Below are 26,686 nucleotides of genomic sequence, written 5' to 3'. Positions count from 1 at the left end.
TTGGTTCTTTCAAAATAATATTTCTCACCCCGATGACTTCCCTCCTTCTTTATTCTTCTAATAGCGCTAATCCAAAAAGTAATTTAGTATTTTTACAGCCTTAAAAACTGAATTATGTCTGTAGCCAAGAAAGATTACAAAAGAATAACGACCAAGTCATTGATTGAAATGAAAGCCAATGGCGAAAAAATTTCGATGTTGACAGCTTATGACTTCACAATGGCTCAAATAGTCGATTCTGCAGGAGTAGATGTGATATTAGTGGGCGATTCGGCTTCCAATGTAATGGCGGGACACGAAACAACACTACCAATTACTTTAGACCAAATGATTTATCACGCTTCTAGTGTGGTAAGAGGAACTTCTCGCGCTTTAGTGGTGGTAGATTTACCTTTTGGAAGTTATCAATCAGACCCGAAAGAAGCATTACGTTCTTCTATCCGAATCATGAAAGAAAGCGGTGGTCACGCAGTAAAAATGGAAGGCGGAAGTGAAATAAAAGATTCCATCAAGAAAATTTTAAACGCAGGTATTCCGGTAATGGGTCATTTGGGTTTGACGCCACAATCTATTTACAAGTTTGGTACTTATACCGTTCGTGCAAAAGAAGAAACTGAAGCTGACAAGTTGATTGAAGATGCAAAAATGTTAGAACGAATAGGCTGTTTCGCTTTGGTATTAGAAAAAATACCTGCCGAATTAGCAACCAGAGTAGCTGAAAGTATTTCAATCCCAGTTATAGGTATTGGAGCAGGTGGTGGTGTTGACGGACAAGTTTTGGTTATTCACGATATGTTAGGAATGAATAACGAATTCAATCCACGCTTCTTGAGACGTTACTTGGATTTATACGACCAAATGACAAAAGCCATTGGTAATTATGTTTCTGATGTAAAATCAAGCGACTTCCCTAACGAAAAGGAGCAGTACTAACTCATTCCGACCAACCGATTCGTCAAACAATGAAAATACTTTCAGATAAAAAAAACTTGCAAGTTTTGCACGAGGACAACCACCTTATTGTCATCAATAAGCGTGTGGGTGACATCGTGCAAGGTGATAAAACAGGCGACCAACCGCTTAGCGACGTTGTTAAGGAATATATTAAAGACAAATACAATAAGCCCGGCGAAGTCTATCTTGGTGTGGTACATCGTCTCGATAGACCCACAACAGGCATTGTAGTTTTTGCAAAAACTTCAAAAGCTTTAACCCGTTTGAATGAGATGTTCAAAAACCGGGAAACCAAGAAAACCTATTGGGCTGTTGTAAAAAATGCACCTGAACAGTCAGAAGCAGTTTTAGAGCACTATCTAAAAAGAAACACAAAAAACAATACTTCAAAAGCCCACTCGAAAGAAGTTACTGAAAGTAAATTGGCTATATTGGATTACAAAATCGTTTATAAATTAACAAACTATACGGTTTTAGAGGTCAACTTGCATACCGGACGGCACCATCAAATTCGAAGCCAACTTACAGCAATCGGCTGCCCGATAAAAGGCGACTTGAAATACGGTTTTAATCGAAGTAATCCGGATGGTGGAATTCATTTGCATGCTCGAAAATTAGCATTTATTCATCCTGTAGCTAAAACTGAGATTTTAATAATCGCTCCTTTACCCAACGAGGCAACTTGGAATAATATAAAAATTTAACATAGCGGACTTTTAAATTTATTATGTTAATTTTAAGATAAACAGAATTTTTGTCATACATTTGGTTATAAATACGCCATATTATGAAAAAAATTACTTTTTTAGCCGTAGCGTTACTATCTTTAAACGCTTATTCCCAAGAACATTTTTCAGCCATTTCAACCACACAGCGCGTTGGAATATTAAATGGAAATGTAAATCCCTCTGAATTTGCTAACCTCAACAGTAAATATGAGATTCAATTAATGACATTTAGTGTCAATGTTTCTAATAATAAACTAGGTTTTAAAGATTTGTCAGGAGATGAGGATGTTGAGACCTTACTTTTTGATGGCAAAGGAAATGTTGATTTCAGTTTTGATGCCGCTATTTTTGGTCCTTCGTTTGGAATGCGTTATAATAAATGGGGATTTGGAGTTAGTTCAAAAGCCTTCATAAAAGCAAGTGTTATTAACTTAAATACTAATTTAGGAAATGCCTTAATTAACGAAAATTTAAACTCTGCAGAAACGTTTACGAGCGTCTTAAGCAAGGACAATCAACGTATTAGTGCTACCACTTGGGGCGAGATTGGAATCTCTGTTGCCCGAAACGTCTTTGAAACAGAAAAACACCGAATTAATGCTGGAGTAACATTAAAACTATTATTTCCAGGCTCATATGCCAATGTGGGTTTAAACAACTTTGATGGGGACATCGTGGATGGTGTTGATGGATTGCGATTGACTAATACCCAATCCTCTTTAAACATAGCTTATTCAGGTAACTTTAGTTCTAGTTTTGGAGAATCAGACGATTACGTTAAATCTGTTTTTGGAGGCTTAAATGGTTTTGCTACCGATTTTGGGGTGGATTATCAATTGCTCAACGAAGACAAAACCTATAGACTTAAAGTAGGTGCTTCTGTTAGAAATATCGGGTCAATGACCTTTGCAGGAGCTGATAATGTATCCAATAATTATTCTTTAAATATTCCTAATGGCGACCCAGGATTGAATTTAGATGAATTTGAAAACGTAGAAGGATTAGAAGATATTGAAGCAGTATTACTCCAACATCCCGAATACTTTACAAGTAAAAATTCTACAGATGAATTTAAGGTTAAATTACCAACCGTATTTAATATTTATGCGGATTATAACATTGTCAAAAGAGTTGCGGTAACGGCATTTTTACAACAAAAAATGGGAGATGAAAATAATGATGACCAAATCAGTACGCAAAATATGTTTACAGTAACTCCCCGTGTTACTTTTGGCGCTTTTGAAGCGATGTTACCTATTGGAAACAATGAAATAGCGGGAGGAACACTTGGTTTTGGTTTAAGAATTGGTGGGTTTTTCTTAGGCTCAAATTCTATAATTAGTGCTGTTGCAAGTGACAGTAAACAAGCAGATGTTTATTTTGGATTCCGTTTTGGATTTAGACAGAATGAATAGTGTATAATTCATTTTTAAAAATTAAATTGCAGTTCAAATGCAACCTTTTTAAATATGGAACATGCACAATTAATTGAAAACAGAAAGAAAAAACTTGCAAAGCTTTTAAACCAGATTCACTTTTACGAAAAGGATATCATGGAAGCCTTATACAAGGATTTCAAAAAACCTCCTTTTGAAGCATTCATTACTGAGATAAACATTGTCAAGGACGATTTAAAATATACCATTAAAAATATGCAAAAATGGGCAAAACCAAAACGTGTTTTGCCCTCTTTGCTAAACTTCCCTTCCAGCGATTACATCTATAGTGAACCTTACGGGAAAGTACTTATTATTTCGCCATGGAATTATCCGTTTCAGCTAGCACTATCACCAGTAATTGCTGCATTTGCCACCGGAAACCAAGTTACTTTAAAACCTTCTGAATTAACACCCAATACCTCTTCCCTACTTTCTAAAATAATTAGAGAGGTTTTTGACGTGCAAGAAGTCGTTGCCGTCCTAGGCGATGCGGAGTTGGCTAAAAGTTTACTCGCAAAAAAATGGGATTACATTTTCTTTACAGGAAGTGTTGGCGTGGGTAAAAAAGTATATGAAGCTGCCGCTAAAAACCTCACACCTGTAACTTTAGAATTAGGAGGTAAAAATCCGTGTATTGTTGATGAAACCGGTTCAATTGAATTGAAAGCAAAACGAATTGTTTGGGGTAAATTCCTGAATGCGGGACAGACTTGCATTGCACCAGATTTCATTCTAGTAAAATCAAGTGTTAAGGAAGAATTTGTGCGGCATTTAATCATTGAAATTAAAAAAGCATATGCTGAGAATCCACAATTGTCGCCTGATTATTGTAGAATTATCAATAAGAAAAACTGGTCCAGACTTACCGCATTGTTAGAGAATCAAAACATTATTCACGGAGGAACCGGCGATGAAGACGATTGTTATTTGGCCCCAACGCTCATAGACCAACCAAGTTTGCACAGTGAAGTGATGAAAGACGAGATTTTCGGACCCATCTTACCCATCTTGACGTATGATACTTTTGACGATTTAAAGCGTATTATTTTACCACTGCCAAAACCACTTTCGCTTTATGTTTTTACTGAAAACGAACATTTTAGAGAGCGATGCATTCAGCAATTTTCGTATGGAGGCGGTTGTATAAATGATACAATAATTCACTTTGGAAACCACAGATTGCCGTTTGGAGGTGTAGGAAATTCAGGTATTGGAGCATATCGTGGCAAAAGAAGTTTCCAGACATTTTCCCATCAAAAATCAATTGTGAAAAGAAAAAACTGGCTCGACATTCCCTTTAGATATGCCCCTTACGGCAACAAATTAAAAAAACTTAAGAAATTATTGCGATGGATGTAAAAATCTTGCTTTACTATGTAACAAATGAGCCGAAAGAGACACCTATAAGAAAACAATTTAAACACTATGATGAAATCAACTTTACAACGTATTGAAGAAATTAAAAGAACGGGTTACAATTTAGATTTAGGAGAAGCTATCAATGCGGTTTTTGGAAATTATAAAAAAATTGCGCTTCTAGCTGGAGCCGTTATCTTGTTAGTGGGTGTTGCTGCTATTTTTGTAATTGGTGGTGCAGCTGCATTAATTATTGGCGTTGGAACACTTACACAATCACTTACTGACTACGGTTCAGGAATTGTTACAAGTACGGCACTTGTAGCTAACTTAATCGCTTCTGTCATTGGAGCTGGATTATTTGCACCCGTTGCTGCAGGAATAATACAGATGGCTCACAATGCTGAAATTAATGAAGATTTCGATTTCGGTACCGCCTTTATGCATTATAAAACGAAGTACTTTAAAGAATTGTTTTTTGGAGCTATTATAATTACACTCGCCGGTTCAGGATTGAGCACCGTTATAGAACTAGTTAAACTTAGCAACCCTGGTGGAAGTATGGTTATTGCAGGTGCAGTGGCAGGCTTTTTAATTTCAATTTTGGTAACGCTATTCACTCTAGTAACGATTCCGCTTATTATTTTTGGCGATTTAAAAGCCGTTGATGCAATCAAAAGCAGTTTTGTATTGGTTTCTAAAAACTTTTGGATCATCTTATTATTAGCTCTAATTGTTATTGTTTTTGTATTCTTAGGTATCATTGCACTTTGTATCGGAATTATATTCACACTTCCTGCTTTGTACTCTATGCAGTATGTTATTTATAAAGCAGCATTGCCTATTGATGAAACGAGCGAATTAGACGAAATCGGAGATACTAGGTTTTAGGCTAATTATACACAAAATTTGAAGACCTTTATGAAATTTCTAATTTTATAAAGGTCTTTTATCATAAGTGCTGATTTTTTTGTAAATTAGTAATGTTTTAAACGTATTTCAATTACTGATTATTTCATTTATAGTTTTATTATCCTCAAATATTTGCATTAAACATGATGTTTTTTGTCTTTTTATTCGCTACTACATCAATTCTACTTTCGGTTATTTTACTGTTATTATTGCTCCTTGTTTTTATCTTTATGAAAATTTCGAGAACCAATAAATCATTAAGGATAAAGAATTTCACCCCATCAAATAGCCAATATAAAAAACTAATACAGAGTGCAATTGATATTATTTATGAAACAGATGAAGTAGGCCGACTGACATTTGTAAATGATTTCACTATTCAACATTTGGGATATTCGATGGACGAAATTATCGGTCGCACCTTTACTCATTTTATTCGTGAGGATTACAGAGAAAAATTAATTGTCTTTTATCAAGACGTACTTCAGCGGGAAAGTGACTTTCCGTCTATTGAGTTTCCAATAATCAAAAAAGATGGTTCCGAAATTTGGGTTTCACAAAAAGTAATCGTTTCCCGTTATCCCGACAGAACAGTGTCTGGCTACGCTGGATTCATTCGTGATGTTACTGCATTCAAAGATTTAGAAACAAAAGAAAACATTCGATTGCAAAAAATTCAGCAATTTAATAAAACAATCAATTACCTTTCTACTGCCAATTTTTCAAATTTTGACAACTTCAATGATGTTTTAAAAATTATTCTAAAACAAACGGCTTTAGCGACCACAACGGACAAGGTGAGTTACTGGAGTTATACCAATGAACAATTAAACAGCCACACCAGTTATGACTTAAATAAAGATGATTTCTTTTATAATACGATAAATAACAATGTGTTTTTACAAGCCAATTTCGAACTTCTAAAGAAGGAAAAGTTAATCACAATTCCAGATTTAAAATCAAAAGAAAGTCCTTCGCTGCAAAATTTTTCGCAATCAAACCCTGAAATTAATTCGATGCTCATTATGAGTGTTCTTTACGATGGTTTGTTAATGGGTGTTTTGTGCTTCTCAAACAAAAAAGTAAATCGGCAGTGGGACAATGAAGATTTTACATTTATTAAATCTATTCTTGAAGTAATATCTTTATGTCATGAACTACAATTGCGATTAGAAACGGAACGAAAACTAAAATACAAAAGCCAAGTCTGGTCTATAGTTTCTCAGGCAACGGAGCGCTTTCTCCTCTCTAAAACGCCTTTTGAAATGTTTTTAGATACGTTCTCTTCCATTGGAAAGGCAACGAATGTTGACCATATTTATTATTATGAAAATGATTTAAAAACCCAATTAATCCGACAAAAATATAAATGGGGAAAAGAAACTCTAGAACTTCAAATTACTCCTTTAAGGACCTTTTCACACGATGATTTTCATGAAATAGCAAATGCAGCAAAAAACAAGAAACCCTTTGCATCATCCATTACAAACCTCGAAGAAGGCGTCTTTAAAAAGCTGTTAGTTGACAATGAAATAAAATCAATTATCATTTGGCCTTTATTTATGAATAATAGATTTTCTGGATTCATAGGATTTGATACTTGCTCAGAAGAACGAACTTGGACAGAAGATGAAATAAATATCTTTCAAGTTTTAGCCAATAATATTTCATCCGTAATCGAAAAAAACACGAATGAACGTTTGATACATGAAAGCGAAGAACGTTTTAGACTATTAGCAAACAATATTCCGGGTACGGTTTACCTTTCAAAATTTGATGAACAGTGGACTAAAATTTACTTGAATGACCAAATAGAAAATCTAACTGGTTATTCAAAAAGTGAATTTATCGACAACAAAATGAGCTTTTCTGAATTGATACACGAAGAGGATAAATCGGAAATACTTCTACTTTCTGGACAAAAAATCGCCGCTGGTGAACCGCTGCATTTTATATACCGCATTCGTAAAAAAGACGGTACGGTTTGTTGGATTGAAGAATTTGCGGATGTAATTAAAACAGAAGGTAAAATTGAATTAATTGAAGGGCTTTTTATTGATATTACTGCAAATAAAGAAGCGGAATCAGCTGTAATCGAAAAAGATTTAGCTCAGTCTGCAAATAAAGCGAAGTCGGAATTTCTTGCCAATATGAGTCACGAAATCAAAACGCCACTCAACGGAATCATCGGATTTACGGATTTGCTTATGGATACCGATTTAGATAGCAAACAGTTGAGTTACATGACGACGGTTTATCAATCAGCGAATACGTTGTTAGATATTATCAATGACATTTTAGACTTTTCTAAAATCGAAGCTGGAAAACTAGAATTAGATTTACAAAACACACGCATTACAGAGGTACTTGATTCTATACAGCAAGTTATTAGATTTGATTTAGAACGAAAACATTTAGACTTAACAATCGACATCAACACGAATGTTCCCGAAGTATTATTAATTGACCCGGTTCGCTTAAAACAAATACTCCTTAATTTAGTAAGTAATGCAATTAAGTTTACCGTCAAAGGTGGAATAATCATAAAGATAGAATGCAAGAAACGCATTAATTCTCGAACACAACAAATCCGTTTTTCGGTAATTGACACAGGAATTGGAATTTTGCCGATAAATCAGAAGCGAATATTTGAACCTTTTTTACAAGAAGACAATTCAACGACACGAAAATATGGAGGCACAGGACTTGGCCTGACGATTACGAATCAACTGTTGCAATTGATGGAAAGCAAATTAAAGGTAATAAGTAAACCCGAAGAAGGAAGTCAGTTTTATTTTGATTTAATATTGACCGAAAGTAATAAATTTGAAATTACAAAAGAAATAGAGCTGAGCCCACCAACTAAAGAGTACGACACGGCTGAACTTACTATGAAAATTTTGATAGTGGAAGATAATAAAATTAACATGCTTTTGATCAAAACAATTTTGAAAGGTTTGTTTCCGAAAGCGGAATTATTAGAAAGTCAAAATGGTGAAGAAGCAGTAGCCCAATTTATTGAATCTCGTCCTGATTTGATTTTGATGGATGTCCAGATGCCCATTTTAAATGGTCTTGAAGCCACCAAGCAAATCAGGGCTTTAGAGCAAAATTCAACGGTTCCTATTATTGCTTTAACAGCAGGAACTTTAAAAGAAGAACGCGAATTGTGTTTTTCATCAGGAATGAGTGATTATATTTCAAAACCAGTAGTCAAAGACACTGTTAAAGAAGTTATTTTAAAATGGAGAAATACCTATAAATACTAAAACAATACAATTATGAAATGGCAAGGTAGAAGAAGAAGAAGCGATAATATGGAAGACCGTCGAGGGATGGGCTCTTCGGGAAAAGTAATTGCAGGTGGTGGTGTAATTGGTGTAATTATTTTATTGATTAATATGTTTGGTGGTCAAGATTTACAGAATCTTGCACCCGTATTAGAGCAATTTAATGACGGCTCAGGAACACAAACGGAACGGACTTTAACATCCGAAGAAGTAGAGCAAGGAAAATTCATGAACGCCTTATTAGTAGATAATGAAGATGTTTGGACCAAGATTTTCCAAGAAAACGGAATGTCATATAGTGACCCTAAAATGGTTTTGTTCAGCAGTCGTGTTCAAACGGGATGCGGAAATGCAAGTGCGGCATCTGGCCCGTTTTATTGTCCAGCGGATCAAAAAGTATATATGGATTTAGGTTTTTTTGATGAATTAAAAACAAAGTTTGGTGCTCAAGGAGGTGATTTTGCAGTAGCATATGTTTTGGCTCATGAAATTGGACACCACGTTCAAACACTTATGGGAACTTCCGGCAAAGTCCGTGAATTGCAACAAGGAATGAGTCAAGCACAAGCCAACAAACTCTCGGTGGCTTTAGAGTTACAAGCTGATTTTTATGCCGGAGTTTGGACACATTACAATCAAAAGATGAATCAGATTTTAGAAGAAGGCGATATTGACGAAGCTTTGAGTGCTGCAAATGCCGTTGGAGACGACGCAATTCAGAAACGTATGCAAGGAGATGTGGTTCCTGATTCGTTTACCCATGGGACTTCTGAACAACGCAAATATTGGTTCATGAAAGGTTATAAAACCGGAGATATAAAGCAAGGAGATACTTTTAATAATGCACGATAAATTGTGTTTATTGTTCAAAACGGAATTCTGAAACATTTATTTGAAATGCTGTAATTTGAAATACCTATGATTTAGTGAAATTTGTATCAAACAAAAAAGCTAAATCATGAAAAACGAATTTACAAAATTAGAAGAGTCTGATACCTTTGACACATACTTAATCAATATTATCACGATAAATAACACTGATGATTCAGAAATTATTGAAGAAGAAATGATGGATTTTGACTTTGATTATGACCCGAACGAAATGTATTACGCTTTACTAAACGAAGATTAATATATAACCATAACTTTTAAAACAATTTATCATGAACGGATTATTCAAAACATTAATTGCAGGTTGGGGTGCCAAGAAATTAGGCGGCGGTTGCCTGGGGACGATTGTTGTATTTATTATTATATTCTATTTATTAGGATATCTGTAAAAAAACAAAGTTTATAAAATAAAAAAAAACTAGAAAAGAAAATGGCTCTCAAAATATATTTGGGAGCCATTTTTGTTTAATATAAGGAAGACTAGTTTGTCATCAGTTCCTTGATATATTTTACTGGAGCACTTCCGTAACTTAAGAATTTTTCGTGAAATGCTTTCAAATCAAATTTATCCCCTTCTTTCTTTTTCAATTCTTCTCTAAAAGCGTAAATTTCTGTATACCCTGTAAAGTAAGAACACAATTGCACTTGTGATAATGTAACACGTTTCCACTTTCCTTCCGCTTCGGCATTTTGTTGAAAAGCTTCTTTGGTCAATAAATGCATGGCGTCTTCTTTACTCATATTTCGAGTGTGAACACTGTTGTCAAGAATCGTATTACAAACCGTTCTTAAATTCCATTTGTAATACATCAACCACATTTCATCGGAATTCTTATAACCGCTTTCCAGCATCATTCGTTCTGTATAAACGGCCCAACCTTCAATCATTGCTCCATTTCCTAAAATAGACTTGATGATACTTGGCGATTGATTGGCATAAACCAATTGCGTATAATGTCCCGGAATTGCTTCATGAATGTTCAATATTTGCAATATATAATCATTGTATTCTCTCAGATAACTTTCTGCATCTTCTTTTGACCAACCCGATAAGCTTCCTACATTATAATAGGTATTCGCATTTTTGTCGTACGGTCCAGGTGCCGTTATAGAAGCTCCAGCAACTCCCGCCATATAATCGGGTTCTTTCCGAACAACAAGCGGTTTTGAAGGATCGATGTACAGTAAATCTTTCTCTTTTACATACGCAGTCAATTCGGGGATTTGTTTTTCAATTTCGGATTGAAAGTTTTCAGGAGTTGTGTGTTGCAACGAAATCTTGTCTATTACTTGTCTGATTACATCTAACTTATTGGTTGGTTTCGCTGCATTTGGCAAATATTTCGACCATAATTTATCGGCAAGAACAAACATTTTTTCATGTAAAACGGCTTTTTCTTGCAAGGCTTTTTGATAGATTTCTTCGGCAGAAAAACCCGATTGAATATCTAACTCAAACTTTTTACTATACAATTCCTTTCCAAGACGAAAAGAACGCGGCTCAGGATTTTTCATCTTCTGAAGGAAATTCACATAGTTTTCAATAGCTTTAATTGAAGTTGATGCTTTTTCTAGAGTACTTTTCTTTTGTTCTTCTGACCAATTACTTTTGGATAAAGCCGCTTTTAAATCCTCTTTAAACACAGACAAACCTCCTAAATTTTGTGCAATAGCCAGTTGGGTGTGTTCAATTGTTGGGTTTTTTATATTTCGTTCGGCAGCTTCATAATAGGCTGGAATATTTTTCATTTTTAAATCAAAATCACGCAGTCTATTTTCGAGTGAATCATAATTTCCATTTAAGATTTCGGCAAAAGAGCCACAAACATTATATTGAGACGGATTCCAAGTACCTGCTTTCATTTCTTTAATAGAAAACAAAAAGCTTTTCAGCAGATTTTCCATCATTTGAACGTCCGTTTTATTGTTGTCTGAAAGTTGCTTTAGCGGATAATTTTTCAAAGAATCTAATTGAATTTCCGCAAAGCGCATCTGTACACGGTCAGTTTCATCGGTAGGAATCAGTAAAATGCTGTCGTATTTATGAAATCCCTGACTAGAAGCCCATTCAGGACTTAATTTCCATAGTTCATCTACAAAATAGTCTTTGTATTGGTCAAATTTGATATTCAAATCAGCATCTGAAATGGTGCTTTCTTTTTTATTACACGAAAATAGCAATAAAGCTGTTGTTAGAGATAGAACTGTTTTTTTCATTGTTATAACTTTTTTGGAAGGCTAAAGATAGTGAAAGTAGTTTTGAAATAATTATTTTTGAAAATTGAAAGTCTAAAACATTCCCTTATCAATGAATTTTGAAAAATTTATCTTTTGCCTTGAAGCCATTCCCAACTCCGAAAATCCTGAAGAAACACCCACTTTAAAATCGCTTGAGCATCTTGCCTTACAAGGAATCGACAGCATTTACAATTTTTGCGACAGCATTGAGGAATTGGAAGAGCGACTCGGAACGTTAGTATATGATGATGCGCATTTTAAGGAATATGAAATAATTTATTTAGTCATGCAAGGTGCTGAAAACAGTGTCCAATTCAATGATTATTATTACACCTTGCAAGAAATCGCAGAACTATTTGAAGGAAAAATGAAAGGAAAAATTATTCATTTTGCGAATACCAAGCCACTGGATTTAACACAAGAAGACGCTCAATATTTTCTTGACGTTTCAGGTGCAAGAGCGGTTTCTGGCTATGGTTTAATTTCAGTTTCGGTGAACAGCTTGCCCTTAGACCAACTCTTTTTTAGTATATACCACGAAGAAGATGATTTAATTGAAGTTGTAGAAATGATGCATCAGAAAAACTACGTTGCATGCAAGGCACTTGATTTTAGGTTGTACTACTAAAGTAAAAACCCTTATAAGATTTATACTTTTTATTATAATATTTAGGTTTGAAGAGAGAAACTAGTGGGATTGTTTAATACTATTTTTACATTTTTATGAAATTCGCAAAAAAGGTTTTCAAAAAAAATAATAACTAACTATCAATCAAAAGATTAACAAATGCGCTTTTAAATGTTAAATATTTATAAGCGATAAATATTTTTATTATTTTCACCAATTATTAACTAAACTATATTACATGAAAACAATTACTTTAAATGATTTTGAAAAAAATCAGACGGAAAGGAAAGAGCGCTGGCGTTATGGCCTCGCATTATTGTTCGGGATGTTTTTTATTGGAGTTTCCTCCTTTGCACAAACCATTCAGTTGGGAAGTGGTGCTACTACCAATAGCTACCTTCCGCTTTATTATCTTTATGATAAAAACTACACCCAAACCATTTACACTGCGGCAGAGCTTACAAATGCTGGTGCAACGGCTACGGGCGGAACTATTACTAAAATTAGGTTTAAACCTACTGCTAGTGTTTCTACTGTTGACTGGAGAAACTGGACTATTTACATGGATAACACCGCTAAAATAGGGTTCGAATCGAATACAGATTGGATTGCTATTGGTGATTTTACCCAAGTATTTACTGGTTCCATTTTAGACAATACGGTTGCAAATACTTGGATTGAGATTACGTTATCCACTCCATTTGTATGGGACGGAAGTAATGTTGCGGTTGCAATAGTAGAAAATTCTCCTGGATGGGGTGGCTCTCCTAACTGGGCTAGCTATACGCTTGCACCTTCTGCGGGAAACAAAGCAATATACAAATACCAAGATGGAGATGACATTAGTCTAACGGCTCCACCAGCAGGTACTCGCGTCAATGCAGTAGCTCAAGTTCAGTTTGATGGTACACTTCAATTAGGTTGTACAGGAACTCCTACTGGTGGGACTGCTTCTTTATCTCCATCTGGTGGAAATTCAGGCGCTAACTTTACTGCATCTGCAACAGGTGTAACGTCGGCTTCTGGCCTTACTTACCAGTGGCAAAAAGAGATGAGCGGTAACTGGATAAATATTACTGGTGCCACTTCAAAAAATAGTGTTATCGTTGCTGAAACTGCAGCTATTGGTACAGTTACTAATTATAGATTAGCAGTAACTTGTACGGCATCAGCTGAGACAGCTTATTCCACAACTGCATCATACACCGTTTCTTTGACTTATTGTACACCAACTGGTGGAGGAAACAATTCAGATGAAATGGTTAACTTCACGTTAAGCAACTTAAATAATACTTCAGCCGCTTCAGAAGGAGTTTTGGGCTATAGTAATTATTCTGGTACGGTTGCTCCAGCACAACTTTCACTAGGTACTCCATATATAGCTTCAGTTAAAGGAGGTACAGGTTCAGGGAATCATGGAGCGGCTATTTGGATAGATTATAATCAAAATGGAACCTTTGAATCTTCTGAAAAGGTTGCTTTCATAGGAAACACAATTGGAGCAAATGCTACTGCAAATTTTCCTGAATTTACAGTGCCACCTGGAACTGCTTTAGGAATTTATCGATTAAGAGTACAGCACCAATATAACAAAAGCGGTGATCTTTTGGAACCTTGTGTTGTATCATCTACACTTGCAGAAACTGAAGATTATAGCGTACAGATATTACCTATACCAACTTGTCCACAGCCATCTGGTTTAACAGCTTTAAATATAGCTTCAGCTTCTGCAGATTTGTCTTGGACTAGTACTGGGTCTCTATTTGATATCGAATATGGAGCACCGACTTTTGTTCCTGGAACTGGCACAATGCTTACAGGTGTTTCTGCCCCATATGCACTAACTGGACTAAATCCAAACACTTCTTATAGCTATTATGTACGCAAAAATTGTGGCGCAGTTGATGGTTATAGTCTATGGAGCGGACCTTTTAACTTTAAGACAACTTGTGCCCCGGTAGCTGCATTTACAGAAAACTTTGATAGTGATACCGCTACTGGAGCCACCAATCCATTGCCAAGCTGCTGGACTCGTTTAGGAAATACGGGTTCTAGTTATATTACTACAGGTAGTGGTCTACCAATGAGTGGTACAAAAAGACTATTATTAAGTGGCGCTGAAACTGGATCTACCAATGGTATTGCAGTTATGCCACAAGTTTCTAATTTACAAGCGGGAACGCACCGACTTAAATTTAAAGCTTACAGTTCATTAGTTGGAAAATCATTAACAATTGGATACTATGAATCTTCAGACGAACCACTTAACTTTGTTGATCTTGAAACTTTTGAAATGCCCTCTACAGCATTAAGTTCTGCTACTGAGTTCTCTTACAACGCACCTACATTTATTCCTAATGGAGTGCAATCGCTTGCTTTTAGAGTGGATGGCGGGGCGTTTACAGGAACAACTACCATTTACATTGATGATGTTATTTGGGAAGCAATTCCAGAATGTGGAGATCTCCTTCAAAGCAATATAATACTTAGTAATATTGGTACTTCATCTGTTGATGTGGAGTGGTTTACCGAAGGTTCTGAAACGGCATGGCAATATGCATATACTTCAGATGCTGCTGTAACTGACCCAAACACTTTAGCGCCTTTTACTTCGGTTACTAACAGTCCTTTTGCCTTTATAGAATCTTTACAGCCTAATACGGTTTATAAATTCTGGCTTCGTTCTGATTGTGGTTCTGGAACTGTAGGAAACTGGTCTGGGGTAAAAACATTTACAACTGCATGTGCTCCAGTTACTGTTTTCCCATACATAATCAATTTTGAATCAGTAACTATTCCAGCTATTCCTAATTGTACTAGCATACAAAATGCTGGTACAGGAAATAATTGGAAAACTAATAGTACTACTTTATATGGATTTTCAGGGAAAGTTTTAAATTACAGTTACAACTTTACTAATGCCGCAAATGCTTGGTTTTACACCAATGAAATGACTTTAGAGGCAGGAATTACTTATAAGTTAAGTTATAAATACGGTAATGATGGTACTTTATATACAGAAAAGTTAAAAGTGGCTTATGGTACTTCTGCAATGGATACTGAAATGGTTAACGAATTAGCCAATCATCCAGCCATAAACGGTGGTATCGCTCAAGATAACTCTGTCAGTTTTACTCCTGCCGTTACAGGAATTTACGTTATTGGATTCAATGCTTATTCAGCGGCTGACCAAAATAACATGTATGTAGACAACATAATAGTAGACTTAGCGCCAACAACGCTTCCTGTTTGTGCTACAAATATAGTTGCAACTACTAATGCTACTTGTGGAAATTATGCAACGACCCTAACTTGGGATGCTACACCTTCTACAAACGGCTACAATGTAATTATCGCTCCAACGAGTGGAGGTACTCCGGTAACTTTAAATGCTGGTAATGTAACTACTTTTTCTTATGTTGGAAATCACAATACGAATTATACGTATACTGTAGTTCCTTACAACAATATTGGAGATGCAGTAGGTTGCGTATCACAGACCTTTACGACTGCATTGAACGGATGCTATTGTCCTTCTTTACCTACAAGTAATGATGGTTCTGGTATTTCAAATGTTTTAATTGGAACTCAAAACTTCCCGAATGGCGACGTTATGTACTTTAATCATACTGCTACACCGGTTGATATAGCACAAGGAGTTAACACTAATTTAAAAGTAACATTAGCTACAGGAACTTCATACTTTACAAATGTATGGATTGACCTGAATGACAATTATACTTTTGAAGTTGACGAATTGTTTTTCTCAGCAGAGACACCTGGTACAATTTCAAATCCATTTATTCAGGATGCTAGTTTCGAAATGCCTTTAGATGCTGCACTAGGGCAGCATAGAATGCGAATAGTATCAACAGATTTTATTCAAAATCCTGCAAACCCTTGTTACAGTGGCACATGGGGTGTTACTTTAGATTTTACTGTAAATATCATTCCTGCACCAACTTGTTTGATTCCGTCTAATGTAAGTGCAACAAGTATTACTAGTACATCCGCTACACTTAACTGGACTGCTTCAACAAGTACACCTGCAAATGGTTACGCTTACTATGTTACCACAAGCACTACGCCTCCTACTGCCGCCACTCTACCTACTGGAACAGTAGCTAGCGGAGTTACAACAGTGGAAGCTTTAGAATTAGTTTCTTCTACGGTTTATAAATTTTACATTAAAAGTGTATGTAGTGATACAGATGCAAGTGCATGGACACAGGCGGGAACTTTCACTACATTATGTGAAGCTTCTCCATTACCATATACAATAGACTTTGAATCAGTAACGGTTCCTGCTTTACCATCTTGCACAAGCAATCAAAATGTAGGTACAGGTAACAATTGGTTAACTGTTTCTGGAGCAAATTCTGGTTTTACAGGCAAATACCTTAGATATACTTATAGCGGAACTAATCCTGCAAATACGTGGTTCTTTACTAATGTGTTTAACTTAGTAGCAGGAACATCTTATACGGTATCTTATAAATATGGTGCTGGCTCAACAGCATACACTGAAAAAATGAAAGTAGCTTATGGTAGTGCAGCAAATGCAACCGCCATGACTACCATTTTGGCAGATCATGATAATGTGAATTTTAATGTACCACAAAATAATTCGGTGGACTTTACACCAACTACGTCTGGTTTATACGTTATCGGATTTAATGCTTACTCAGCAACAAATCTGTTGTACTTGCAAGTAGATGATATCGTTGTTAAAGAAACTCCATCTTGTGTACCTCCAGCTATTCCAACTGTTACAAACATTACGGCAACTACAGCTAATGTAAACTGGATAGCTTCAAGTACTGCAGCTACTGAAGGGTATGATTATTATTATTCTACTTCAAATGTAGCTCCTACTGCTGCAACAACTCCTTCTGAATCTGTATTAGCTGGTATTACTATAGCTGAGTTATCAGGTTTAACGGCGGTGACAACTTACTATGTATGGGTGAGAAGTAAATGTTCTACAACAGATGTAAGTGCATGGTCTTATTCAGCTACTTTCACAACACCATGTGCCAGTTATAATACTCCTTTTGCACAAGATTTCGCTACGTATTTACCAAGTTGCTGGTCAACTGCTTCAGCAGGTACGATTGCAACAGGACCAACCAATGCGGTTGCTGGAATTTGGGCTGCAGACGGTTTCCTAAATAATGGATTAACAGGTGCTGCAAGAATAAACTTGTATTCTACCAATAGAATTGGCTGGCTAATCACTCCTACTTTAAATACAACCGTGGGAGAAAATTATACATTCACTTTTGATTATGGAGTAACTGCTTATACTGGATCTGCGCAAATTGCAATGGGATCTGATGATTCTGTAAAAATAGCACTGTCAACTGATAATGGTACTACTTGGACGGAAATTCAAAATTTCACAAATGCAAGTAATATAACGAATGTATCACAAGAGTTTACACATACATTTGTAGCTACTTCAATGGCGGTTAAGTTTGCTTTCATAGGAACTGACGGGACTGTAGATGATACTCAAGATTACAACTTCTATGTAGACAACGTAAACTTGGATACTGCTTTATCAAACACTACGTTCGATAGAAATGTTTTCACAGCTTATCCGAACCCCGTTAAGAACAACTTGACTATTCGTTATAACGAAACCATCAGTGATGCAACGGTTTATAACTTGTTAGGTCAACAAATATTTGTTAAAGCAATCAATGCTACCGAAGGTCAGATTGATATGTCTAACTTAGCGTCAGGAACGTACTTGGTAAGAGTAAACAGTGGCGATAGAGTAGAAACTATTAAAGTGATTAAGGAGTAAACTATTTAGCTTACTTATAATAAAGGCTGTCCTCACAAGGGACAGCCTTTTTTTATGTTGGGACGCTAACTGTTATAAAAGAACGCTAATTTAAATGTCATTACTCCAGCTATTACACAACTACTTTTAACGAATATTAGCATTCTAAATTTTCATAAGAAACTTATTATTCTTTCCTTTAAGGTATTAAATATTAGAGTACTCCTTTCCTACTCTACTAAAACGTTGCCTTATGAGTCGAGGATTTGTAAAAGAAGACGATCAAGAAGAACTTCCAATGGTGCCACCGAGAGCCGACTTACCCAACGGAGTTACGAACTATGTAACACCAAATGGTTTGCAAGCCCTGCTGTCTGAAAGAGATGAACTGCACAAAGAGAAGGACCAGCTCAACAATTCGGATGAAAACGAACGACGCATTGCCGCCAATTTTATTACTGCTAAATTGCAATTATTGCAAGAACGCATAACCACTGCTAAGGTAGTTGACTTGACCAAACAACCCAAGGACGAAGTCCGTTTTGGTGCCTTAGTTACCTTACAAATCAGCGACGCGAAAACTCCGCAACAGTATCAGTTAGTGGGTGTTGATGAAGCGAATATTGCACAGCAAAAAATTGCTTTTATAGCTCCTATCGCTAAACTTCTAATAAATAAAAAAGTAGGCGACCAAGCCGTACTGCATCTAAGGACTAAGGACAGGACCTTCAGTATTTTGAGTATTTCCTACCCTTTATTATAATTACTGTGTAACGCATTGACATAATGACTTCTGCTTTTTGCATGTCTTGACCTTCTACGCAACTTTATTTAGGTTTTGATTTTGAATGATGTATATTTTAAATGAAAGTAACTGTCAACTGGGGTGAGCGTAAATATACAAACTAACCATTAGTCCAAATTTGCAGTCGTCTCTCTCAAACCACCCCACAAAAAAGGCCCAACCTCTTAATAGAAATCGGCACTTTAGCATTTTAATAATGCAGAACTAGCCATTTATCACTAAGGCTTTCGCCAAAAATTAGCCTCTAACCACACCCGAAATAGTATGACGCCACGGGAATGCTTCTCCACGGGCATTTTCCCAACGAAGTTTGTAATAAAACATTTTTCCTCCATATGCAAAAGAAAATTTAAGCAAGTAAGGCGAAGACGCATCACTGGCTTATAAACGCATTACTCTTTCATCGACAGGAGTTGTTCCTACTTTACAATAAATTTTACACCCACGCACGTTTTCAGGTCGGCCACGTTTCCCATCTTCATCTGTAAAAGAAATGGAATATTGCAAAAGGTTCGTATAATGTATCAAATCTATAGGAAACGTGGAAACCCTATATATAAGGAGTAAAAAAGAATCCTAAAGATGTTCCATAGCCGCGACTGGAGGGAACATCCTGTCGAAGTCATTGCGAGGTACGAAGCAATCTTAGGCAGATGTGGAAGGAAGGCAGGAATACGGTTTAAAAAAAGAACCAAACGATTTGCTCCGAAAATTAAAAATATAATTATTAGATGTCTACCAATCCTGTCCTGACAAATAAAACCCAATTGTTGATTACTTTTTAAACGAAAACGGAATATATATTTTACCTTTGACCCTTCAATACTATTTACATATTATGGTTTATAAATTTAGAGTAATCCTCGATGCTGAAGAGGATATTTTTAGAGATATTGCAATTCAGCAGGACGATACATTGGAAGATTTGCACAATGCAATTTTCAACGCATTTGGTTTTGACGGAATGGAAGTAGCTTCCTTCTATACCTGTGACGAAACTTGGAATCAGGAAGATGAAATTTCGCTTTTTGATACGGGTGACGAACCTGGTGAACAAAAAATCATGAGTGATTATGCGCTTTCTGATTTGCTCGATGCACAAAACACCAAAATCATTTATGTTTATGATTTCATTCAAATGTGGACATTTCTTGTTGAACTTGCCGCAATTGAAGAACCTCAAGTAGGAGAATCGTATCCCGCTTTGCTGTTTTCGCACGGAGAAATGCCAGACGAAGCAGGAGAGAAAATTTTTGAGGCAGAAAACGCAGATGACCTTTATGGCGACTATGATGATGATTATGACGAGGAAGACCTTGATAATCTGGATAATGGCGGTAATTTTGAGGATTTTGGATTTGAAGAAAACTGGAACTAAAATGATTTTGTAGAATTAATTCTACAAATTTTTTACTTTTTTCTTTGTAGTTGGATATTTTTGGTTACTTTTAACACAACCTATTAATAAAAATGTTATGAGTATTACTAAATCTTTACAAGCATACAGTCAATCAATGCAGCTTGTGTCCCAAATCTACCATTTATCTCCAGCTGCATCTGAGTTAAGTTTTAATTTACAATTTAAAAAAACAGCTATTTCCATTGGCCATTCGATATCAGAAGGTTTTGGTGCTTTTACCTACAGTGCTTATTTGTACAATTTCAGCCAAACCAATGCGTTAATCCATCAGTTAAAAACGGAATTAAAAGTTGCCAATGAAACGGGTAATTTACATTTCACAGACTATTTAATTTTAGTGAACAGCGCCACTCTTGTTCAAGAAACTTTAGTGCAAATTCTCGCTAAAATAACAGAACGAAAAAACGAACAAAAAATCAGAGTACCACTATTTCCTCTGAACCCTAATTTAAAAAATGATAAATTTATTTAATACGCATATTGAATCCTTATCAATCCACCGGGTTGGTAATAAAAGCCGTAACGAGGCATTATTTTTATCAGAACAAACGTTTAGCCCAAGCGACGAAATTGTTCCGTTAATTAAAGAATATTTTTTCAAACCCTTTAGAGATAAAGAAGAAAACTATTTTCAGTTTGCACATGAAGTTGATTTGGATTACAACGACATGTATATGTTTGCAAGCGAAATTTTTGACAACCCAAGTTCGGTTCACGAAGTTTCAAAGAAAATAACAAATCATTTATTTGAGCAAAGTAATCATCCACACATTAAAAATGGTGAAGTGTATGTCGCTCATTTAACCAACATCAATATCGACAATAATGTTGTAGATGCTGTTGGAATTTTTAAAAGTGAATTGCAAGCCGATTTCTTACAATTTGAAGAAAAAGGTACACATCTTGAAATGATTTTGCAACAAGGAATTAATTTAAATAAACTTGATAAAGGTTGTTTAATATTTAATTACAAAAAAGAAGAAGGTTACAAAATCTTGACTGTCGATAGCAACCGTTACGACGCAAGATACTGGTTAGAGCATTTTTTAAATGTGGATGCTTTCCAGGATGAAAATTTTATCACCAAAAAGTATTTGAAATTCTGTCAGGATTTTGCAAAGGATGTGGTTCTTCCTGCCGAAGATAAAAAGGAAGAAGTGATGTTTATGAACCGTTCGGTAAATTATTTTGCCAAGAACGACGAATTTGAGGAAACAAATTTCCTTAATGAAGTATTAGATAATCCGGATTTAATTCCAGAATTTAAAAATTATAAAGTAGACAAAGGCGAAAAATACAGCATTGAGGATATTACTAACTTCCCCATTGCAAATGCCGCCGTTTCAGATGCTCGAAAAAAGATGAAGAATGTTATTAATTTAGATACCCATATCCAAATTAAACTTGACTTCATCAACCCAGAGAGTGCTGAAAAATATGTTGAAAAAGGTTGGGATGAAGAAAAACAAATGTATTATTACCTAGTTTATTTCAACAAAGAAGAAAAAAGTTAGTTCAAAATTAGAATTGTTAAAATTAGACCCCCGAAAAATCCTCAACGTAAAGTTGGGGATTTTTTATTGCGCAACCTTTTACGGACTATTTTAGCAACAGCACGTGTCTGGTTTTTGATTGATAATAGATTAGAAATCTTGAAAGGACAACTACAAGCTGTTTTTCCAAAGACTTTGCGCAACATGCGGGAATTTTAAGTTTCTTTAATGCTGTTTCAGCTTTTTCACTGAATTGTATAATTGCTGAATTGTCCAAAAAATGCAACATTAGTAAATTTATATTTATCGGTTCTATGAGAAATGCCGTTCTACCGCGTTTCAGAACTTGGTGGCGTCCGATTAATTATGTAATTTTTACTTTATCACGCAACCTTTTCAAAAACAGTGCATCTATTAAGTACTAAATACAATTCCCATAGTTGATTTAGGTTGATAAAGTTTTTGGTTAGACTTTCATAATTGTTTCTGTTTTAATTGTTATCCCTTAACGGGAATTAAAATGCGTTTTCATTTCGAGAACGCATTTTTTTATTTCATTTATTGAAATACAGTAACAAAAAATAAAAACTAACGTCTAACCCACAAATCAAATCGTCTTTACATGGAAACCATCCTTTCTATTAAAAATTTAAACAAGTATTTTGGAAAAATTCACGCAGTAAAAAATCTGTCGCTTGAAATTAAAAAAGGCAACGTTTACGGTATTTTAGGACCAAATGGAAGCGGGAAATCAACCACTTTGGGAATTGTGCTGAATGTAGTCAATAAAACTTCCGGCGACTTTTCCTGGTTTGATGGAAAGTTAACCACGCACGAAGCTTTGAAAAAAGTTGGCGCTATCATCGAACGTCCCAACTTTTATCCGTACATGACTGCTTATGAAAACCTAGCGTTAGTTTGTAAAATCAAAGAAATTAATGTTGCTAAAATTGACGAAAAATTAGAACTTGTAGGCTTAAGCGACCGTAAGAATAGTAAATTCCGCACATTTTCTCTTGGAATGAAGCAACGAATGGCAATTGCTTCGGCATTACTCAATGACCCCGAAATTCTAATTCTAGACGAACCTACAAATGGATTAGATCCTCAAGGAATTCACCAAATTAGAGATATTATAAAAATTATAGCTTCTCAAGGAACTACGATTCTTTTGGCTTCTCACTTATTAGACGAAGTTGAAAAAGTATGTAGCCACGTTTTAGTTTTGCGAAAAGGAGAAATGCTTTATCAAGGAACTGTAAACGGAATGATTACTACAGCCGATTTCTTTGAATTACGAACTGATAACACAACTACTTTATGTACAATCTTAAAAAATCATTCTGCCGTAAAATCACTTGAACAGCAGGGTGATAAAACAATTGCATACCTTAAAGAACCACTTTCTGCAAAAGAGCTAAACCAGTATTTGTTCGAAAACAATATTGTTTTAGAACATTTAGTAAAACGAAACAACAGCCTTGAAGAAGAATTCATCAAATTAATCAGCAACTCGTAATCTACCTCACATGAAACGTTTATTATCTATAGAATTTCAGAAAATTCAAAAAAACAGAGCGAGTAAAGTATTGGTAATAACCTACTTTGTTTTGCTGAGTTTAATATCATTAATTGCTTCCTTAAAATTCAATATTGGAAGTATCGAAATCAATATCGCCGAACAAGGCATTTTCAACTTCCCTTATATTTGGCACTTCAACACTTACATCGCTTCAGGGTTTAAAATATTTCTCGCAGTTGTCATCGTCTCGATGATGGCAAATGAATATACCTACGGCACCCTTAAACAAAACTTAATAGATGGTTTAAGCAAAAAAGAATTCATATTATCCAAGTTTTATGTAGTCGTGACTTTTGCAGCTACTTCAACCCTATTTGTATTCGTAATGTCTGTACTTTTAGGCTATTCATTCTCTTCATATACTGAATTACCCATAGTTTTCAGCGACTTAGATTATTTATTAGCGTATTTCCTTAAACTAGTTGCTTTTTTTTCGTTCTGTTTATTTCTAGGGATACTAGTAAAAAGAAGTGCTTTTGCATTGGGTTTTTTAGCAGTTTGGGCTATTATAGAAAGTATAGTGTACGGTTTTTTAAAATTTACTGTATTGAATGGTTCTCGTCAGACAGAAAATTTTGCTGATACTATAATTCAATTTTTCCCTTTAGAAGCCATGAGTAATTTGATAAAAGAACCGTTTTCAAGACTAAGTGCCATAAAATCAATTGAGGCGGCTATTGGCGGAAGCCAAAGTGTAAAAATATACAACGCTCAGTTTTCAGAAATTTTAATTGTTATAGGTTGGATTATTGTCTTTATTTTAACATCTTTTTACATTCTAAAAAAACGAGATTTATAGTATCTTTGCCACCGATATGAAAGGAATCAAATTTACCGCTCTTTTACTGTTTTTGCTAGGTTTTCAAACGATTAGTACAGCACAATACATTACAATCGACGAGACTTTGACACCCACCCAGCTCGTTGAAAACATTTTAATCAACAATCCGTGTGCCTCCATTTCAAATGTTTCTGTAACCACTTGGGATTTTACGGATGGGAAGAGCTTTGGAAAGTTTACTTCTGGAGGAAGCGCTTTTCCTTTTGCCGATGGTGTAGTTCTCACCACTGGTAAAGCGACATCAGCAACTGGCCCAAACACATCAATTATAAGTGAAGGTCCAGACGAATGGGGTGGCGACCAAGATTTGGAACAAGCTTTAAATATTTCTCAAAATTCATCTATCAACGCTACAGTTTTAGAGTTCGACTTTTTACCCTTGTCTGATAAAATCAGTTTTGACTATATTTTTTCTTCTGAACAATACCTTTTGAACCCCAGTCAAAACCAGTGCGGTTTTACCGATGGATTTGTTTTTTTACTAAAAAAAGCAGGAAGTACAGATCCGTATACCAATCTTGCGGTTGTACCAGGAACAGATGTACCAGTTCGTGTAAATACCGTAAGAGGTCCAGGAACTATTTGTCCGCCAGCTAACGAGCAATATTTTGACGCATTTAATACATCAGACCATCCCACAAATTATAATGGACAGACAAAAATTATGACTGCACAATCCACAGTTGAACCTGGATTTGTGTATCACATCAAATTAGTGGTAGCCGATCAAGGAAACAGACAATACGATTCTGCAATATTTTTAGGTGGGGGAAGTTTCAAAATTGAAAAAGATTTGGGAGATGACAAGTTATTTGCAACGAATAATCCGCTTTGTTTTCAAACAACTCTTGAGTTAGACGCTACAGAACCAGGAACAAATACCTATCAATGGTTTAAAAACGGAAACTTAATTAACGGAGCTACTAATTCAACATTCAACGTTACGGAAAGCGGCGTTTTCTCTGTCGAAATTAATTTAGGTTCTACTGGATGTATTTCTACGGGCGAAATTCAAATTCAATATGCGGCTCAACTTACGCCAAGTCCTGCAACTATTGTGCAATGTGACCCTGACGGAAATGGAATTACCAGATTTAACTTAACTCAAATCACATCAACCGTTATTGCTTCTGATACTTCCATCCAATCCGTAGAATATTTCGAAGACAGTTTAGCTACAATTCAAATTGACAACCCTACTCTATTTACTTCTTCAGCCACAACTGTTTATGCCAAAGTTACAAACGGAACCAATTGTTCTGAAATAGTTCCTATTACGCTAACCATTTCAAATCAAAATCCCAATCCACCAACTCCAATTACATTTTGTGACGAAGATGGAATAAAAGACGGAATTCGACAATTTAATTTGACCACCGAAGTTTCTCCTGAAATTCTAAACGGACTTCCGGCAGGTTTAAACGTAGCTTATTTTACTACTGTTGAAAATGCGTTGAGTTCTACAAATCCATTGCCGAATTCCTACACCAATTCAACTCCAGCACAGCAAACAATTTGGGCAAGAATAACCAACGGGCCCGATTGTTTTGGAATAATTCCCATAACTTTAGTTGTAAATTACCTTGAAGTTCCCAATTTTGACGACGAAGAACTAATTATATGCGAAGGACTGAGTACACTGCAACTTTCAGTTTCCCCCAGTTTTCAAACCTATCTATGGAATGATGCAATTGCAAGTACAACGAATACAATTACAGTAACAACTGCAGGAACATACACCGTCACTGTTACCGATACAAACGGCTGTAGCGATTCTAAAAATTTTATTGTCAATCCATCTGGAGTAGCCACCATTACAGGAGTTACTATTTTAGATTTTGAAGGAGGAAACAATGCGGTAACTATTGAATTTACAGGCCCTGGCGATTATGAATTCTCCTTAAACGGTACTTCTTTTCAAGACGACCCAACGTTTTATGGTGTCAGATCAGGTTTCTACGACGTACAAGTTCGTGACAAAAACGAATGTGGAAAAACAACTAAGGAAATTTTTGTATTGGATTACCCTAAATTCTTCACACCCAACGGAGATGGCTACAACGATGTTTGGAAAATAGAATACTTACAAAAACAAAATCGCTTTGCTAAAGTAAATGTCTTTGATCGCTACGGAAAACTAGTTTTCAGCGGAACAGGCGATAACGACGGTTGGGACGGTACGTTCAATTCTTATCCACTGCCTTCATCGGACTACTGGTTTACTATTACATTAGAAAACAAACGTGTGATAAAAGGACACTTTTCTTTAAAAAGGTAATAGTAATTTAAATCTTTGCAATACATTTGAAAAAATTATC

18 protein-coding genes are annotated in these 26,686 nt (G+C 35.5%); 17 read left to right on the top strand and 1 reads right to left on the bottom strand.

What is annotated here, in order from left to right:
* Nucleotides 1-114: 114 nt before the first annotated feature.
* The 8 genes from panB to ACQ5J2_RS08565 all read left to right on the top strand — a co-directional run bounded on the left by panB (nucleotide 115) and on the right by ACQ5J2_RS08565 (nucleotide 9,811).
* Complete coding sequence (panB, locus tag ACQ5J2_RS08600) at nucleotides 115-933, top strand: 3-methyl-2-oxobutanoate hydroxymethyltransferase (protein WP_432670002.1); 819 nt, start codon at nucleotides 115-117, stop codon at nucleotides 931-933.
* A gap of 29 nt (nucleotides 934-962) precedes the next feature.
* The gene (locus tag ACQ5J2_RS08595) at nucleotides 963-1,658 is read left to right on the top strand and encodes an RluA family pseudouridine synthase (RefSeq protein WP_432670001.1); all 696 of its coding nucleotides are present in this window, start codon (nucleotides 963-965) and stop codon (nucleotides 1,656-1,658) included.
* An 83-nt stretch (nucleotides 1,659-1,741) separates the two neighbouring features.
* Nucleotides 1,742-3,097 carry a hypothetical protein gene (locus ACQ5J2_RS08590; RefSeq protein ID WP_432670000.1) on the top strand — a complete coding sequence of 452 codons (1,356 nt, stop codon included), beginning with the start codon at nucleotides 1,742-1,744 and terminating at the stop codon, nucleotides 3,095-3,097.
* 54 nt (nucleotides 3,098-3,151) lie between these two features.
* Nucleotides 3,152-4,480, top strand: coding sequence for an aldehyde dehydrogenase (locus tag ACQ5J2_RS08585; RefSeq protein WP_432669999.1), 1,329 nt, complete (start codon nucleotides 3,152-3,154; stop codon nucleotides 4,478-4,480).
* 66 nt (nucleotides 4,481-4,546) lie between these two features.
* Complete coding sequence (locus ACQ5J2_RS08580; protein ID WP_432669998.1) at nucleotides 4,547-5,368, top strand: hypothetical protein; 822 nt, start codon at nucleotides 4,547-4,549, stop codon at nucleotides 5,366-5,368.
* 251 nt (nucleotides 5,369-5,619) lie between these two features.
* Nucleotides 5,620-8,658, top strand: a complete 3,039-nt coding sequence (locus ACQ5J2_RS08575) for a PAS domain S-box protein (protein ID WP_432669997.1) — start codon at nucleotides 5,620-5,622, stop codon at nucleotides 8,656-8,658.
* Between the two features lie 12 nt (nucleotides 8,659-8,670).
* A complete protein-coding gene (gene ypfJ / locus ACQ5J2_RS08570) occupies nucleotides 8,671-9,531 on the top strand; it encodes a KPN_02809 family neutral zinc metallopeptidase (protein ID WP_432669996.1) in 861 nt (286 codons plus the stop codon).
* 106 nt (nucleotides 9,532-9,637) lie between these two features.
* A complete protein-coding gene (locus ACQ5J2_RS08565) occupies nucleotides 9,638-9,811 on the top strand; it encodes a hypothetical protein (protein WP_432669995.1) in 174 nt (57 codons plus the stop codon).
* Nucleotides 9,812-10,050: 239 nt separating this feature from the next.
* Here the strand turns inward: ACQ5J2_RS08565 and ACQ5J2_RS08560 are convergent, their stop codons facing one another.
* Nucleotides 10,051-11,787 carry a DUF885 domain-containing protein gene (locus tag ACQ5J2_RS08560; RefSeq protein WP_432669994.1) on the bottom strand — a complete coding sequence of 579 codons (1,737 nt, stop codon included), beginning with the start codon at nucleotides 11,785-11,787 and terminating at the stop codon, nucleotides 10,051-10,053.
* Nucleotides 11,788-11,878: 91 nt separating this feature from the next.
* Here ACQ5J2_RS08560 and ACQ5J2_RS08555 point away from each other — a divergent pair, with 91 nt between their 5' ends.
* The 9 genes from ACQ5J2_RS08555 (at nucleotide 11,879) to ACQ5J2_RS08515 (ending at nucleotide 26,646) form a co-directional block, all read left to right on the top strand.
* A complete protein-coding gene (locus ACQ5J2_RS08555; protein WP_432669993.1) occupies nucleotides 11,879-12,436 on the top strand; it encodes a DUF6642 family protein in 558 nt (185 codons plus the stop codon).
* A gap of 238 nt (nucleotides 12,437-12,674) precedes the next feature.
* Nucleotides 12,675-18,248, top strand: coding sequence for a GEVED domain-containing protein (locus ACQ5J2_RS08550; RefSeq protein ID WP_432669992.1), 5,574 nt, complete (start codon nucleotides 12,675-12,677; stop codon nucleotides 18,246-18,248).
* 232 nt (nucleotides 18,249-18,480) lie between these two features.
* The gene (locus ACQ5J2_RS08545) at nucleotides 18,481-18,990 is read left to right on the top strand and encodes a GreA/GreB family elongation factor (RefSeq protein WP_432669991.1); all 510 of its coding nucleotides are present in this window, start codon (nucleotides 18,481-18,483) and stop codon (nucleotides 18,988-18,990) included.
* A gap of 880 nt (nucleotides 18,991-19,870) precedes the next feature.
* Nucleotides 19,871-20,410 carry an IS1096 element passenger TnpR family protein gene (locus tag ACQ5J2_RS08540; RefSeq protein WP_432669990.1) on the top strand — a complete coding sequence of 180 codons (540 nt, stop codon included), beginning with the start codon at nucleotides 19,871-19,873 and terminating at the stop codon, nucleotides 20,408-20,410.
* 97 nt (nucleotides 20,411-20,507) lie between these two features.
* Nucleotides 20,508-20,924: a four helix bundle protein gene (locus ACQ5J2_RS08535; protein WP_432669989.1), complete on the top strand. Its 417-nt coding sequence runs from the start codon at nucleotides 20,508-20,510 to the stop codon at nucleotides 20,922-20,924.
* On the top strand, nucleotides 20,908-21,966 hold the full coding sequence (locus tag ACQ5J2_RS08530; RefSeq protein ID WP_432669988.1) for a nucleoid-associated protein: 1,059 nt from the start codon (nucleotides 20,908-20,910) through the stop codon (nucleotides 21,964-21,966). Before ACQ5J2_RS08535 ends, ACQ5J2_RS08530 begins: the two co-directional genes overlap by 17 nt.
* Nucleotides 21,967-22,567: 601 nt before the next feature.
* Nucleotides 22,568-23,464, top strand: coding sequence for an ABC transporter ATP-binding protein (locus ACQ5J2_RS08525; RefSeq protein ID WP_432669987.1), 897 nt, complete (start codon nucleotides 22,568-22,570; stop codon nucleotides 23,462-23,464).
* A 10-nt stretch (nucleotides 23,465-23,474) separates the two neighbouring features.
* Nucleotides 23,475-24,326, top strand: a complete 852-nt coding sequence (locus ACQ5J2_RS08520; protein WP_432669986.1) for an ABC transporter permease — start codon at nucleotides 23,475-23,477, stop codon at nucleotides 24,324-24,326.
* A gap of 16 nt (nucleotides 24,327-24,342) precedes the next feature.
* Nucleotides 24,343-26,646 (top strand): choice-of-anchor L domain-containing protein, encoded by a 2,304-nt coding sequence (locus ACQ5J2_RS08515; RefSeq protein ID WP_432669985.1) that lies wholly within the window; start codon nucleotides 24,343-24,345, stop codon nucleotides 26,644-26,646.
* Nucleotides 26,647-26,686: the final 40 nt, after the last annotated feature.

The sequence above is a fragment of the Flavobacterium sp. SM2513 genome (genome assembly GCF_050908145.1).
GTDB lineage: Bacteria > Bacteroidota > Bacteroidia > Flavobacteriales > Flavobacteriaceae > Flavobacterium.
This window is presented reverse-complemented; position numbering and strand designations above follow the sequence as displayed.